The sequence below is a fragment of the Streptomyces sp. ISL-12 genome, from assembly GCF_018614415.1.
Taxonomy (GTDB): Bacteria; Actinomycetota; Actinomycetes; order Streptomycetales; family Streptomycetaceae; genus Streptomyces.
The window spans coordinates 17,028-30,849 of the sequence record NZ_JAGGOO010000085.1 but is presented as its reverse complement, the minus strand read 5'-3'; the positions used below and the strand labels follow the sequence as shown (position 1 = coordinate 30,849).

Annotated in this window: 14 protein-coding genes; 3 read left to right on the top strand and 11 right to left on the bottom strand. The window is 72.5% G+C overall.

The window, feature by feature from the left end; translation table 11 throughout:
* Positions 1-48 precede the first annotated feature (48 nt).
* The 7 genes from J7I94_RS23660 to J7I94_RS23630 form a co-directional block, all read right to left on the bottom strand.
* On the bottom strand, positions 49-594 hold the full coding sequence (locus J7I94_RS23660; protein ID WP_189418791.1) for an arginine repressor: 546 nt from the start codon (positions 592-594) through the stop codon (positions 49-51).
* Between the two features lie 7 nt (positions 595-601).
* The gene (locus tag J7I94_RS23655) at positions 602-1,801 is read right to left on the bottom strand and encodes an acetylornithine transaminase (protein WP_215169763.1); all 1,200 of its coding nucleotides are present in this window, start codon (positions 1,799-1,801) and stop codon (positions 602-604) included.
* Positions 1,798-2,709 carry an acetylglutamate kinase gene (argB, locus tag J7I94_RS23650; protein WP_215169761.1) on the bottom strand — a complete coding sequence of 304 codons (912 nt, stop codon included), beginning with the start codon at positions 2,707-2,709 and terminating at the stop codon, positions 1,798-1,800. The genes J7I94_RS23655 and argB overlap by 4 nt, the downstream gene beginning before the upstream one ends.
* Positions 2,706-3,860 carry a bifunctional glutamate N-acetyltransferase/amino-acid acetyltransferase ArgJ gene (gene argJ / locus J7I94_RS23645; protein ID WP_215169759.1) on the bottom strand — a complete coding sequence of 385 codons (1,155 nt, stop codon included), beginning with the start codon at positions 3,858-3,860 and terminating at the stop codon, positions 2,706-2,708. Before argJ ends, argB begins: the two co-directional genes overlap by 4 nt.
* The gene (gene argC / locus J7I94_RS23640; protein WP_215169758.1) at positions 3,857-4,885 is read right to left on the bottom strand and encodes an N-acetyl-gamma-glutamyl-phosphate reductase; all 1,029 of its coding nucleotides are present in this window, start codon (positions 4,883-4,885) and stop codon (positions 3,857-3,859) included. Before argC ends, argJ begins: the two co-directional genes overlap by 4 nt.
* A gap of 67 nt (positions 4,886-4,952) precedes the next feature.
* Entirely contained in the window at positions 4,953-5,258 is a 306-nt protein-coding gene (locus J7I94_RS23635; RefSeq protein ID WP_215169756.1) for a hypothetical protein, read from the bottom strand.
* 43 nt (positions 5,259-5,301) lie between these two features.
* Positions 5,302-7,785, bottom strand: a complete 2,484-nt coding sequence (locus J7I94_RS23630; RefSeq protein ID WP_215169754.1) for an alpha-L-arabinofuranosidase C-terminal domain-containing protein — start codon at positions 7,783-7,785, stop codon at positions 5,302-5,304.
* A 144-nt stretch (positions 7,786-7,929) separates the two neighbouring features.
* On the opposite strand from J7I94_RS23630, the gene J7I94_RS23625 reads away from it, so the two are divergent.
* On the top strand, positions 7,930-8,379 hold the full coding sequence (locus J7I94_RS23625; RefSeq protein ID WP_215169752.1) for a DUF6314 family protein: 450 nt from the start codon (positions 7,930-7,932) through the stop codon (positions 8,377-8,379).
* A gap of 195 nt (positions 8,380-8,574) precedes the next feature.
* Here the strand turns inward: J7I94_RS23625 and J7I94_RS23620 are convergent, their stop codons facing one another.
* The 3 genes from J7I94_RS23620 to J7I94_RS23610 all read right to left on the bottom strand — a co-directional run bounded on the left by J7I94_RS23620 (position 8,575) and on the right by J7I94_RS23610 (position 11,175).
* The gene (locus tag J7I94_RS23620; protein ID WP_215169750.1) at positions 8,575-9,150 is read right to left on the bottom strand and encodes a histidine phosphatase family protein; all 576 of its coding nucleotides are present in this window, start codon (positions 9,148-9,150) and stop codon (positions 8,575-8,577) included.
* Positions 9,151-9,221: 71 nt separating this feature from the next.
* The gene (locus tag J7I94_RS23615) at positions 9,222-9,662 is read right to left on the bottom strand and encodes a GNAT family N-acetyltransferase (protein ID WP_215169748.1); all 441 of its coding nucleotides are present in this window, start codon (positions 9,660-9,662) and stop codon (positions 9,222-9,224) included.
* Between the two features lie 40 nt (positions 9,663-9,702).
* Positions 9,703-11,175 carry a PLP-dependent aminotransferase family protein gene (locus tag J7I94_RS23610; RefSeq protein WP_215169746.1) on the bottom strand — a complete coding sequence of 491 codons (1,473 nt, stop codon included), beginning with the start codon at positions 11,173-11,175 and terminating at the stop codon, positions 9,703-9,705.
* On the opposite strand from J7I94_RS23610, the gene J7I94_RS23605 reads away from it, so the two are divergent.
* The gene (locus J7I94_RS23605; RefSeq protein WP_215169744.1) at positions 11,174-12,091 is read left to right on the top strand and encodes a DMT family transporter; all 918 of its coding nucleotides are present in this window, start codon (positions 11,174-11,176) and stop codon (positions 12,089-12,091) included. The genes J7I94_RS23610 and J7I94_RS23605 overlap by 2 nt on opposite strands.
* Before the next feature lie 79 nt (positions 12,092-12,170).
* Entirely contained in the window at positions 12,171-12,365 is a 195-nt protein-coding gene (locus tag J7I94_RS23600) for a DUF1918 domain-containing protein (RefSeq protein WP_215169742.1), read from the top strand.
* Between the two features lie 6 nt (positions 12,366-12,371).
* Here the strand turns inward: J7I94_RS23600 and J7I94_RS23595 are convergent, their stop codons facing one another.
* On the bottom strand, positions 12,372-13,652 hold the full coding sequence (locus tag J7I94_RS23595) for a glycoside hydrolase family 10 protein (protein ID WP_251075613.1): 1,281 nt from the start codon (positions 13,650-13,652) through the stop codon (positions 12,372-12,374).
* Between the last annotated feature and the right edge of the window lie 170 nt (positions 13,653-13,822).

The window sequence follows — 13,822 nt, the reverse complement described above, 5'->3', positions numbered from 1 at the left end:
GGGAACCGCGCGACCGACCCCCACGCACCCGCACCCGACAAACCACCCTCAATGCCCGTTCTGGGCCAACCGCAGCAGATGATCCGCCAGCGCCTGCCCACCCGTAGGGTTCCGGCTGATCAGCATCACCGTGTCGTCCCCGGCGATCGTCCCGAGGATGTCGTGCAGTTCCGCCTGGTCGATGGCCGAGGCGAGGAACTGCGCCGCCCCCGGCGGGGTGCGCAGGACCACGAGGTTGGCGGACGCCTCCGCGGAGATCAGCAGCTCCGCGGAGAGCCGCCGCATCCGCTCCTCCTTCGCCGACCCGCCCAGCGGCGCCCGGGGCGTGCGGAACCCGCCCTCGCTGGGCACCGCGTAGATCAGGTCGCCGTCGGTGTTGCGGATCTTGACCGCGTTCAGCTCGTCCAGGTCCCGGGAGAGCGTCGCCTGGGTGACGGTCAGCCCGTCGTCGGCGAGCAGCTTCGCGAGCTGGCTCTGCGACCGCACCGGCTGCCGGTTGAGGATGTCCACGATCCGGCGGTGGCGGGCGGTGCGGGTCTGCGGCACGGCGGGCCCCGCGGCCCCCGCGCTCTCGTGGTCCTGCGCCTGGCTCATCGTCGTCTCATTCTCCGGATCGTGTGTCCCCGCCTGCCGCGTCCAGGATGCCGGGCAGCGCCCCGAGGAACGCGTCCACCGCGTCGTCGCCGAGGTTCAGCGGCGGCATCAGCCGTACGACATCGGGGGCGGGCGCGTTCACCAGGATTCCGGCGTCCTGAGCCGTCTGCTGCGCCTGCGGCGCGAGCGGCTCGGTGAGCACGATACCCAGGAGCAGGCCCGCGCCCCGGACGCGGTCGACCAGCGGGTGGCCGAGCGCCTCGATGCCTTCGCGCAGCCGCTCGCTCTGCCGCTTGACGTTCTCCAGCAGCCCTTCGTCCGCGATGGTGTCCAGGACGGCGAGTCCGGCGGCGCAGGCGACCGGGTTGCCGCCGAAGGTGGTGCCGTGCTGGCCGGGCTGGAGGAGGTCGGCCGCACGGCCGAAGGCGACCGTCGCACCCAGCGGCAGCCCGCCGCCGAGGCCCTTGGCGAGGGTGACGACGTCGGGCAGGACGCCCTCGTGGGCCTGGTACTCGAACCAGTGCCCGGTGCGGCCGACGCCGGTCTGCACCTCGTCCAGGACCAGCAGCGCGCCCGTGGCGGCGGTGATCGCGCGGGCCGCCTTCAGATAGCCGGCGGGCGGCACGACCACGCCGTTCTCGCCCTGGACCGGCTCGATGACCACCAGGGCGGTGTCCTCGGTGACCGCCGCGGCCAGCGCCTGCGCGTCACCGTACGGGACGTGCGTGACGTCACCCGGCAGCGGCAGGAACGGCTCCTGCTTGCCGGGCTGGCCGGTGAGGGCCAGCGCGCCCATGGTGCGGCCGTGGAAGCCGCCCTCGGTGGCGACCATGTGCGGCCGCCCGGTCAGCCGGCCGATCTTGAAGGCGCCCTCGTTGGCCTCCGCGCCGGAGTTGCAGAAGAAGACCTTGCCGTCCCGGCCGAAGCGCTGGAGCAGCCGCTCGGCGAGCGCGACGGGCGGCTCGGCCATGAACAGGTTGGAGACGTGGCCCAGCGACGCGATCTGCGTGCTGACGGCCTCGACGACCGCCGGGTGGGCGTGGCCGAGCGCGTTGACCGCGATGCCGCCGACGAAGTCCAGGTACTCCTTGCCGTCGGCGTCCCACACCCGCTCGCCGGCGCCGCGCACCAGGGGCAGCCGCGGGGTGCCGTAGTTGTTCATGAGCGCGCCCTGCCACCGCGCGGTCAGCTCCTGGTTGGCGGTCACGACTGGTCCCCCTCGGTCTCGTCCGGCACGACCATCGTGCCGATGCCCTCGTCGGTGAAGATCTCCAGCAGGATCGAGTGCTGGACCCGGCCGTCGATGACCCGGGCGGTGGTGACGCCATTGCGGACGGCGTGCAGACAGCCCTCCATCTTCGGCACCATGCCGCTGGACAGCTCGGGCAGCAGCTTCTCCAGCTGGCCGGCGGTGAGGCGGCTGATCACCTCGTCGCTGTTCGGCCAGTCCTCGTAGAGGCCCTCGACGTCGGTGAGGACCATGAGGGTCTCGGCACCCAGCGCCGCAGCGAGTGCCGCAGCCGCCGTATCAGCATTGACGTTGTAGACATGGTGATCGTCCTGGGAGCGGGCGATCGACGAGACGACCGGGATGCGGCCGTCGGCGAGCAGCGCCTCGATCGCGCCGGTGTCGATCTCGGTGATCTCACCGACCCGCCCGATGTCGATCAGCTCGCCGTCGATCCGGGGCTGGTGCTTGGTGGCGGTCATGGTGTGCGCGTCCTCGCCGGTGATGCCGACGGCGAGCGGGCCGTGCCGGTTGAGCAGCCCGACCAGTTCGCGCTGCACCTGCCCGGCCAGCACCATCCGTACGACGTCCATGGCGTCCTCGGTGGTGACCCTGAGCCCCGCCTTGAACTCGCTGACGATGCCGTGCCGGTCGAGGGCGGCGCTGATCTGCGGGCCGCCGCCGTGCACGACGACGGGCTTGAGGCCGGCGTGCCGCAGGAAGACGACGTCCTGCGCGAAGGCGGACTTCAGCTCCTCGTTCACCATGGCGTTGCCGCCGAACTTGATGACGACCGTCTTGCCGGCGTGCCGCACCAGCCAGGGCAGCGCCTCGACGAGGATCCGGGCCTTGGGGAGCGCGGTGTGCTTCCGCGTGGGGCTGCTCATGAGGAGTACGCGCTGTTCTCGTGGACGTAGTCGGCGGTGAGGTCGTTGGTCCAGATGGTGGCCGTGGCGTCACCGGCCGCCAGGTCGGCGACGATGTGGACCTCGCGGTAGCGCATGTCGACCTTGTCGCGGTCCTCGCCGACACCTCCGTTCTTGCACACCCACACGCCGTTGATGGCGACGTTCAGCGCGTCGGGCTCGAAGGCGGCCTTGGTGGTGCCGATGGCGGACAGGACGCGGCCCCAGTTGGGGTCCTCGCCGTGGATGGCGCACTTGAGGAGGTTGTTGCGGGCGATGGAGCGGCCCACCTCGACGGCGTCGTCCTCGGTCGCGGCGTTCACGACCTCGACCTTGATGTCCTTGCTGGCGCCCTCGGCGTCGCGGATGAGCTGCTGCCCGAGGTCGTCGCAGACGGCGCGCACGGCCTCGGCGAACGCGGCGTACTCGGGGGTGACCCCGCTGGCACCCGAGGCGAGCAGCAGCACGGTGTCGTTGGTGGACATGCAGCCGTCGGAGTCGACCCGGTCGAAGGTGACCTTGGTGGCGGCGCGCAGCGCCTTGTCCAGGGCCTCGGCGTCCAGGTCGGCGTCGGTGGTGAGGACGACGAGCATGGTGGCCAGGCCCGGGGCGAGCATGCCGGCGCCCTTGGCCATGCCGCCGACGGTCCAGCCGTCGCGCGTCACGACCGACGTCTTGTGGACGGTGTCGGTGGTCTTGATGGCGATGGCGGCCTTCTCACCACCGTGCTCGGACAGCTTGGCCGCCGCGGCCTCGACGCCGGGGAGCAGCTTGTCCATCGGGAGCAGGACGCCGATGAGGCCGGTCGAGCAGACGGCCACCTCGCCCGCGCCGGTGTCCCCGAGCACCTCGGCCACCTTCTCGGCGGTGGCGTGGGTGTCCTGGAAGCCCTTGGGGCCGGTGCAGGCGTTGGCGCCGCCGGAGTTGAGGACGACGGCGCTCACCTGCCCGCCCTTGAGCACCTGCTCGGACCAGAGGACCGGCGCGGCCTTGACGCGGTTGGAGGTGAAGACGCCCGCGGCGGCGCGGCGGGGGCCGGTGTTGACCACGAGGGCCAGGTCGGGGTTGCCGTTCTCCTTGATCCCGGCGGCGATGCCCGCCGCCGTGAATCCCTTGGCTGCCGTCACACTCACGGCGCGACTCCGATCGTCGTCAGTCCCGTGGTCTCGTCGAGACCCAGGGCGAGGTTCATGCTCTGGACGGCACCGCCCGCGGTGCCCTTGGCCAGGTTGTCGATGGCGCTGATGGCGATGATGCGGCCCGCGGCGGCGTCGTACGCGACCTGGACCTGAACGGCGTTGGAACCGTAGACGGACGCGGTCGCGGGCCACTGGCCCTCGGGCAGCAGGTGGACGAAGGGCTCGTCGGCGTACGCCTTCTGGTAGGCGGCGCGCAGCGACTCCGCGCTCACTCCGGGCTTCGCCTTCGCGCTGCACGTGGCGAGGATGCCGCGGGGCATCGGCGCGAGGGTCGGTGTGAAGGAGACCGAGATCCGCTCGCCGGCCGCGGCGGAGAGGTTCTGGATCATCTCGGGCGTGTGGCGGTGGACGCCGCCGACGCCGTAGGGGGACATCGACCCCATGACCTCGCTGCCCAGCAGGTGCGGCTTGGGCGCCTTGCCCGCGCCGGAGGTGCCGGAGGAGGCGACGATCACGGCCTCGGGCTCGGCGAGCTGGGCCGTGTACGCCGGGAACAGCGCCAGGGAGACGGCGGTCGGGTAGCAGCCGGGGACCGCGACACGGCGGGACCCGGTGAGCCGGGCACGGGCACCCGGCAGCTCGGGCAGGCCGTAGGGCCAGGTCCCGGCGTGCGGGGACCCGTAGTAGGCCTCCCAGTCACCGGCGTCCGCCAGCCGGAAGTCGGCGCCCATGTCCACGACGAGCACGTCGGGGCCGAGCTGCTCGGCGACGGCGGCGGACTGGCCGTGCGGCAGCGCGAGGAAGACGACGTCGTGCCCGGCGAGGATCTCGGGGGCGGTCGGCTCCAGGACCCGGTCGGCCAGCGGCAGCAGGTGCGGCTGGAGCGCGCCGAGGCGCTGCCCGGCGTTGGAGTTGCCGGTCAGGGCACCGATCTCGATCTCGGGATGGGCCAGGAGCAGACGCAGCAGCTCTCCGCCCGCGTATCCGCTCGCTCCGGCCACCGCCGCACGTACCACCATGGATTACCCTCCTCCTGATGGCATGACTATACGTTTCCATGCACGTTTATGCAATGTGCCCCTGGAATCACAGGGCCAGCAGGGCCACGGTCATCAGCAGGGGCGGGAGGAGGAGGGTGACGAGGTGCCCGAGCAGGGTCCGGGCCATGCCCAGCACCGCGAACAGCACCAGCCCGCCCAGCAGCCAGCAGCAGAAGATCCGCAGTGCGAGCCCTTCGGCGGCGTTCTCCTGCTCGCCGGTGACGGGCTCGGTGAGCACGCCGATGGCCAGCAGGAAGAGCAGGGAGCTCAGCAGGACGTTCGCCGCACCGACGACGGGTGCGACCGGCCGGTCGGCCCGTCGCACCCGTCTCCACAGCCGTATGACGCTCATGGGCCAGGGAGCCTAGCCCGGCATGATCATGACCGCTGCCTGATCACCGCTGCCTGATCCTCAGGAAGGTGACCGAGTTCGCCGGGAAGGTGTACGTGAACTCCGCCGCCACCCCCGAGAAGGTCGACGTCACCGGCGTGACCGGAGTGTCCGTCTCGGTGTTCACCGCGTCCTGGTCGGCGGCCAGGGTGGTGACCCGGGCCCGGGAGGCGACCTTCGCGCCGCCGAGGTCGACCGCCGTGCGGGCCGCCGTGTCCTGGGCGTTGACGACCTTGACGATCAGGTCGCCGGTCCGCTCGTCCTCGGTGACGAGCTGCCGGAACGGCTCGGCCGGCTTGTCGTCGGTGAAGGAACCCCACTCCTGGCCGTCGAGGTAGAGGGTGACCTGACGGCCCCGGACCTTGATGTCGATGTCGTACGCACGGCCCGTCTCGACCGATCCCGCCTTGGACAGCAGCGTGGACTTGCCGCCGTCGACGGCCTGCTCGACGGCGGACTGGGTGTTGTTCCAGCCGCCCAGGTTCCACCAGTAGTAGTTGCCGGTGTCCTTGACACCGAAGGCGACGAGGAAGCCCTCCTTGCCGGACTTCTTGGTGGCCTTCACATGCAGGTCGTAGTTCTGCCAGGCCGGGTCGCCCGCCGTGACCAGGGTGTTCTCGGCGGCCTCGTCCGTCTGCACGTACTGCCCGTCCTGGACGCTCCAGCTGCCGGTGCCGCCCTGGGTCCACCGCGACGCGTCACCCGAGAAGTCGTCGCTCAGCAGCTCCGTCCCGTCGGCCGACGTCACCCGCACGTCGTCGTAGGCGGCGCTGGTCGCCCACGTCGACAGGCCGACGGCGCCGGTGATCGGGCCGCTGACGTCCGGGGTCGTGGTGGCCGTCGAGGGGACGACGCGGTCGCCGGTGTTGTTCATGAAGAGCTTCTGGACCTCGTAGTTGGCCGAGTTCCAGGAGGCCCGGTTGTTGAACCAGATCATGTCCGGGCTCCACTGCACGTAGTCCTCGTTGGCGAGCAGCGGGGCGTAGGAGGCGAGTTTCACGATGTCCGCGTTGCGCTCCAGGCCGGTCATGTAGGCCGCCTCGGACAGGGCGTTCTTCCAGGCGTTGCCCTGGGAGGCGTACTCGCCGAGGAAGACGGCGGGGCCGTTCCTGTCGTAGCTGTCGTAGCGGTCGTTGTTCTGGAGGAACCACCGCGGGCTGTTGTAGTAGTGCTCGTCGACCATGTCGACGCCGGCCTCGCGGTTGAGTTTCCAGGCGGTGTCGAAGGTGGTGCCGGAGTCGTCCGGGCCGGAGTTGGAGATGACGGTGATGTCCGGGTACTCCGCCTCGATGGCGGCGCGGAACCGCTGGAAGTTGGCGAAGAACCGTTCGGGCAGGTTCTCCTCGTTGCCGACCGCGAGGTGGGTGAGGCCGAAGGGCCTGGGGTGGCCCATCTCGGCACGGACCTTGCCCCATTCCGAGGTCGCCGGGCCGTTGGCGAACTCGATGAGGTCCAGGGTGTCCTGGATGTGCCGCTTCAGCAGCGCCTCGTCGTCGGTGGCCTTGTTCTGGCCGCAGCCGGTCACCAGCGCGGGGACGACGGGCAGCGGCATGGCGCCGATGTCCTCGGCGAAGCGGAAGTACTCGTAGTAGCCGAGGCCGTAACTCTGGTTGTAACCCCAGAAGTTGGCGTTGGTGGCGCGCTCCTCGACCGGGCCGACGGTGTCCTTCCACTGGTAGGCGCGCTTGCGCTGGTAGCCGCTCGCCTCGCTGTAGTCCTCCATCGAGCCGGTGTTGACCAGGCAGCCGCCGGGGAAGCGCACGAAGCCGGGGTTCAGGTCCTCGATCTTCTCGGCGAGGTCCTCGCGCAGGCCGTTGTCCTGCCGCTTGTAGGTGTCGCGGGGGAAGAGGGACACCATGTCGAGGGCGGCGGCGGAGGTGGTCGCGACGGTCAGCCGGCCCCGGTTGCTGGTGCGGGTCGCGGTGAAGGTCGCGGTGTACTTGCGCCAGCCGCCCCGCGCGGCGACCTGGCGGGCGCCGGCGAGGGTGCCCGCCGCGTCCTTGAGGCCGACGGTGAGGGTGGTGCCGGACTCGGCGCGGGCCCACACCGAGAAGTCGTACTTCTTGCCCCGCTCGACACGGATGCCGGTGTTGTAACCGGCGTTGCCGACGGACGAACCGGCGCCCAGCTTCAGGTAGTTGCGGTTGCGCTCATTGAGCCGCCCGGCGTCGTCCACGACCTCGGCGGTGCCGTCGGCCGTCCAGGAGGTGAGCGGGGTGTACGCGGTGTTGTCGGCGGTGGAGTACTCGAAGGATCGGTTCTGCACCAGCTCGGCGTAGAGGCCGCCGTCGGCCGCGCGGTTGATGTCCTCGAAGAAGACGCCGTACATCGTGTCGTCGATGGCCGCGCCCGCGGCGGCCGGGTCGACGGTGATCGCGTAGTCGGTGACCGCCTCGGCGTGCGCGGGGACGGGGATCAAGGCGGTGGCGGTCAGGAGGGCCGTCGTGGTCAGACCGAGTCTGAGACGGCTGCGGTGCCTGCGTGACATGGATACTCCGCGGCTCTGGCTGGACCGGATCCAGCTTTGTTCGAAATATCGGATGTTGATCAGCACTTCGAACGGCAAGATAGGGAGGTGACCGGGCAGCGTCAATGGGTCGCGCAACGACGGGCGGGACGGAGGACGATTTCGGTGGACGAGTTCTGGCCGGTACCCGATGTACTGGCCCACCTGGCCGGGGGCTGGCGGGTGGAGCGGTCGGTGCGGGATCTCACGGGCGGCGACGAGGGGCGGTTCGAGGGCACGACGGCGTTCCGGCCGCTGGAGGACGGCGGTGGCCTGCTGCACCTGGAGTCGGGGGCGTTCACCTGGCAGGGCGTGACCCGGCCGGCCGAGCGGACGCTGCGCTTCCTGCCCGGCTCCGCGCCCGGCACGGCGGACGTGCGCTTCGCCGACGGCCGCCCCTTCCACGACCTGGACCTGACCACGGGCCGGTACGTGGCCGACCATCCCTGCGCGGCCGACCTGTACCGCGGCGAGTTCACCGTCCGGGACCGGGACCACTGGCGGACGGTGTGGCGGGTGGCCGGCCCGGCGAAGGACCTGCTGCTGACGACGGAGTACGTCCGCGAAGTTCTCTAGGGGGTGTCCGCGGAGTCACGCCTGCCCCGCGACGCCTGGCACGCACTCTCGCCGCACCGGGCGAACACCCGAGTGCAACCAGTACGCGGGCGTCCGCCCTGCACTCCCCCAGCCTGCGGCCGGGGACCCCAGGGCACGCACCAGACGCCGCGAGGCCGCCCTCCGGGCGGACGACGCGACTTTGCGGACACCCCCTTAGGGCCCGGCCTCGAACCGCACCACCCACCGCCCCGCGCCCCCGGTGAGCGTGGCCGTCGCCAGCGGGTGGACGTCGATGTTCCAGTACACCGCGGGCGGTGCGCCCAGGGCGTACACCAGGGCGGCGCGGATCACGGAGGGTTCGGCCACGGCGACGACGCGGTCGCCGTCCTGGGCGGGCCGGGTGTCGAGCCAGCCGCCGACGCGGCCGATGAAGCCGAGCAGCGACTCCCCGCCGTGCGGGGTGGCCCGGGCGTCGGTGAGCCAGGCGTCCACCGCCTGCGGTTCCCGGGCCATCGCCTCGCCCGGCGTCAGCCCGCGCCAGCGGCCCATGTCACAGTCCCGCAGGGCGAGTTGGACGAGCGGGGTGTAGCCGAGTCCGTCGCCGGTGGCCCGGCTGCGGGGCGTCGGGGAGCAGTAGCGCAGGTCGGCCGCCGCGAGCGGCAGCAGACCGGGGGCGGCGCGCTGGACCTGCTCCCAGCCCTCCCGGTCCAGCGGCCGGTCGTCCTCGAACCGCTCCGCGCGCAGGGGTGAGCCGCGGGCGGCCGCGACGAACGTGACGCGAAGCGACATGCGCCGATCGTCGGCCCGGGCCGTACCCGGGTCAAGAGGTGTCACCTGGGGTCACCGAAGGTGACCGGCGCTCACCGACCGAAGGCGAACAGCATCCACTCCTCGGGCTTGTCAAGCGGCCTGAACCCGAGCCGCGCGTACACGCCGTGCGCGTCCCGCGTGGCGAGGACGATCCGCCGCAGCCCGTACGGCCGCAGGTACTCGCGCACGGCCGCCGCCATCGCCGTACCGATCCCCTTGCCGCGTACCGACGGGTCGACGTACACGTCGCACAGGTACGCGAAGGTCGCCCGGTCGGTGACCACCCGGGCGTAGGCCACCTGCTCGCCGGACATCGCGTCGTAGACGCCGAAGTTGAGCGATCCGGCGACCGCCCGGTCGTGCTTGTCGCGGGGGCGTCCGGTCGCCCAGTACGCGTCGGTGGACAGCCAGCGGTGCACGCGATCGGCGTCCAGACGGGCGGGGTCGGTGGAGATCTCGTAGCCCTCGGGGAGGGGCGGGGTGCCGGTCATGCGGGGAGGCTCGCAGGTCAGGGGCCCGGACGTCGAGGGGTTATCGGCCGGGCACGGCGTCCGGTGATCCGCCGGGCACCTCGTCCAGAGCCGCCCGCAGCCGCCGTACCCCCTCGGTGATCTCCCCCGCGCCCGCCACCGCCGCGAAGCTCAGCCGCAGGTGTCCGGCGGGCGGCTCGGCGCTGAAGTACGGGCGGCCGGGGGTGAGCGCGACGCCCGCGCGCAGGGCGGCGGCGGTCAGCGCGGCCTCCGAGGTGCCGTCGGGCAGCCGCAGCCAGAGGTGGTAGCCGCCGGACGGGACGTGCGGGAGGGCGAGTTCGGGCAGGCGCAGCCGCAGCGCGGAGGTCATGGTGTCCCGGCGGGTGCGCAACTGCGCCGAGACCGCCCGCAGATGGCGTGGCCAGGCGGGTGAGCCGACGAGTTCGAGGGCGGCCTCCTGGAGCGGGCGCGGCACGAAGAAGCTGTCGACGACCTGGATGGCCAGCAGCCGCTGGAGCACCGGGCCGCGCGCGGCCAGCGCGCTCACCCGGAAGCTGGGCGAGGCCGCCTTGGTCAGCGAGCAGACGTGGACGACCACGCCGTCCGGGTCGTCGGCGGCCAGCGGCGGCGGCAGCGGCCCGGCGTCCTCGTGCACCAGCCGCCGTACGAAGTCGTCCTCGATCACGAACGCGCCCGCCTCGCGGGCGATGCGCAGCACCTCGCCGCGCCGGTCGGCGGAGAGCACCGCGCCGGTCGGGTTCTGGAACAGGGGCTGGCAGACGAAGACGCGGGCGCCGCTGGCCCGGAAGGCGTCGGCGAGCAGGGCCGGGCGGACCCCGTCGGCGTCCACCGGGACCGGGACCGGGCGCAGTCCCGAGGAGCGGGCGATGGCCAGCATGCCGGGGTAGGTCGGCGACTCGACGAGGACCGGCGCCCCGGGCGGGGCGAGCGCGCGCAACGCCGTGGTCAGCCCGGACTGGCCGCCGGCGGTGACCAGGACCTCGGCGGCCGTGACGGTGCCGCCGGGTCCTCCGATGGCACGCGCGAACCACTCGCGCAGTTCCCACAGCCCCTCCATCGGCGGCCGGCCCCACGCACCGGGCCGCCGGCCGGCCCGGGACAGGGCGGCGGCCAGCGCCCGTTCCGGCTGGAGCGAGGGGTGCAGATAGCCGCCGTTGAACTCGATGACACCGGGCGGCGGGGCGGCCAGCGACGCCAGGACCCCCGAGGCGTCCACCGAGCGCGGTACGAGGTCGGTGGCGCCGTCCGCGCTGAGCGCGACCTCCTGCCAGGAGGTGTCCCCGGCGGACGGGGCCGGTGCGTGCCGCTCGGCGCGGAAGGCGCCGGCGCCCGGCCGGGTGATCACCAGCCCCTCGGCGGCCAGCCGCGCCAGGGCCCGCGAGACGGTCACCGGGCTCACCCGGAACCGTTCGACGAGGGCCCGGCTCGACGGCAGCTTTCCACCAGGCGAGTAGCGGTTCAGCTCCTGCCGCAGCAGTTTCGCCAGTTCGTCCACGCTGCTACGCTCTTGCATGAGAGCACAGAGTAGCGCTACCGGTACAGCGGCGATAGCGGTCGGGGACCCGGCCAAGGTCTCCGCGGCGGCGGGCACCCTTCAGGCCGCGCTCGGCGTCGTCGCCTTCTCCCTCACCTTCCCCGCCACCGCCTGGGGCCTGGAAGGGTTCGGTACCTGGACCCTGGTCGCCGTGCGCAGCGTCCTCGCGGCCGCGATCGCGGGGAGCTGTCTGCTGGGGCTGCGCGTACCGCTGCCGGACCGGCGGCACTGGGCGGGGCTGGCGGTCGTCGGCGCGGGCGTCGTCCTCGGCTTCCCGCTCCTGACCACGCTCGCGCTGCGGACCTCGACCACCGCGCACGCCGCCGTCGTGGTCGGCCTGCTGCCGCTGACCACCGCCCTGCTGTCCGCCCTGCGCATGGGGACCCGCCCCTCGCGCACGTTCTGGGTCGCGGCGCTGGTGGGCGCGGCGGCCGTGGTCGCCTTCACCGTGCAGCAGAGCGGCGGGGCGCTGACGGCGGCCGACGCGTATCTGTTCGCGGCCCTGCTGGTCTGCGCGGCCGGGTACACCGAGGGCGGCCGGCTGGCCCGGGTCATGCCGGGCTGGCAGGTGATCGGCTGGGCGCTGGTGCTGTGTCTGCCGCTGACGGTGCCCGCGACGGCGGTGGCGCTGTCCCTGGAGCCCGTGGAGCTGACCGCGCACAGTGTGACCGGGCTGCTGTGGGTCGCGGTCGGCTCCCAGTTCCTCGGTCTGGTCGTCTGGTACCGGGGCATGGCCGCCATCGGCATCCCCAAGGCCAGCCAGTTGCAGCTGGCGCAGCCGCTGCTGACCCTGGTGTGGTCGGTGCTGCTGGGCGAGCACCTGCCGGTGGCCGCGCCGGTCACGGCCGTGGCGGTACTGGTGTGCATCGCCGTCACCCAGCGGGCGCGGGGCTGACCGGGTCTCCACCCGGAGCGCATCGCCGTAGACTCGACAGCACGGACCGCTGCCCCGCGACGGTGAGGAGGCCGCGCCCATGCGTGCGAACGTCGGTGACCAGCTTGTCCAGCACGGCAGGGTGGTCGGACAGCAGGACAAGAAGGCCGAGATCGTCGAGGTGCTGGGCCGGGCGGGCACTCCCCCGTACCGCGTCCGTTTCGAGGACGGGCACGAGGCCGTGTGCTCACCCGGCCCGGACACCGAGATCCGGCACCGGGAGACCCAGCTGTAGGAGCGATCAGCGGGTGGTGCGCGCCGGCTGCCCGTAGTGGTCGGCGGCCACCCGCGTCATCGCCCCGATGGGGTCGGCGGCCACGTCCCGCGCGCCGAAGAAGACGTGCCCGCGCACCTGCGGGTGGTCCTTGGCCAGCGTCAGGTGGCGGGAGAGTTCGCCCGGCTTCTGCCAGGCCGCGGGCTGCGCCTTGTCGCCGGCCTTGTAGAGCGCCTCGCCGATGTACAACTCGGTCCGGCTGCCCGCGGCGGTCGCGGACCACCAGGACAGCAACTCGGCGTAGTCGGCGGCGGCCATGCCGATGTGCCAGTACAGCTGCGGCACGATGTAGTCGATCCAGCCCTCCCGGACCCATGTGCGGGTGTCCGCGTACAGGTCGTCGTAGGTCTGGACGCCGCCCTGGGTGCGCGAGCCGCGGGGGTCGGTGGTGGAGTTGCGCCACACGCCGAAGGGGCTGATGCCGAACCGCGCGGCGGGGCGGACCTTCTTGACCCGGGCCGCCGTCTCCCGCACCAGCCGGTCGATGTTGTCCCGCCGCCACGCGGCCTTGGACCCGAAGCCCCCGCCGAAGGCGGCGTAGGTCTTCGCGTCACCGAAGCTCTGCCCGGCCACCGGGTACGGGTAGAAGTAGTCGTCGAAGTGGACGCCGTCCACGTCGTACTTTCCCACCGCGTCGAACATCGCGTCCTGCACGAAGGCCCGGACCTCGGGCAGCCCGGGGTTGTAGTACAGCTTCCCGCCGTACGGCACCACCCAGCCGGGGTGCTTGCGGGCGGGGTGGGAGGCGGCCAGCCTGGACCGGTCGGTGTGGTTGGCGACCCGGTAGGGGTTGAACCAGGCGTGCAGTTCCAGGCCGCGCGCGTGCGCCTCGGCCACGGCCGTGCCCAGCGGGTCCCAGCCGGGGTCGCGGCCCTGGACGCCGGTCAGGCACTCCGACCACGGCTCGTACACGGAGGGCCACAGCGCGTCGGCGGCGGGGCGTACCTGGAAGAAGACCGTGTTCAGGCCGTACTTCACCGCGGTGTCGAGGTACTCGACCAGGTCCTCGCGCTGCTCGGCGCCGGACAGCCCCGGCCGGGAGGGCCAGTCCCGGTTGGCGACGGTGGCCAGCCACATGCCCCGCATCCCGGTCGTGCCGGCGGCCCCGCCGCCGGCCCCGGCGGTCCCCTCCGCCGTGCCGGTGCCCCGGCTGCCCGGTGCCGACGAGGCACGCGGCGCCATCGTGAGTGCGGACACCGCCGCCACCGCGAACGCCCGGCGTGACAGCCGGCGCACGGGAAGACTCATGAAAGACCCCAAAACGCTCCGGATCCGCTCGGTCACGGATCGTCCCAGGGGCACAGCATGCCCGACCCGGAGGACCGATCGACGTCACGGCGAGGGTAACGTGCACGATCGGAGCAGACGCCGGGACCCCCGGCGCGCTGCCGGTGCCGTAGGACAGCGAAAGGGACGAT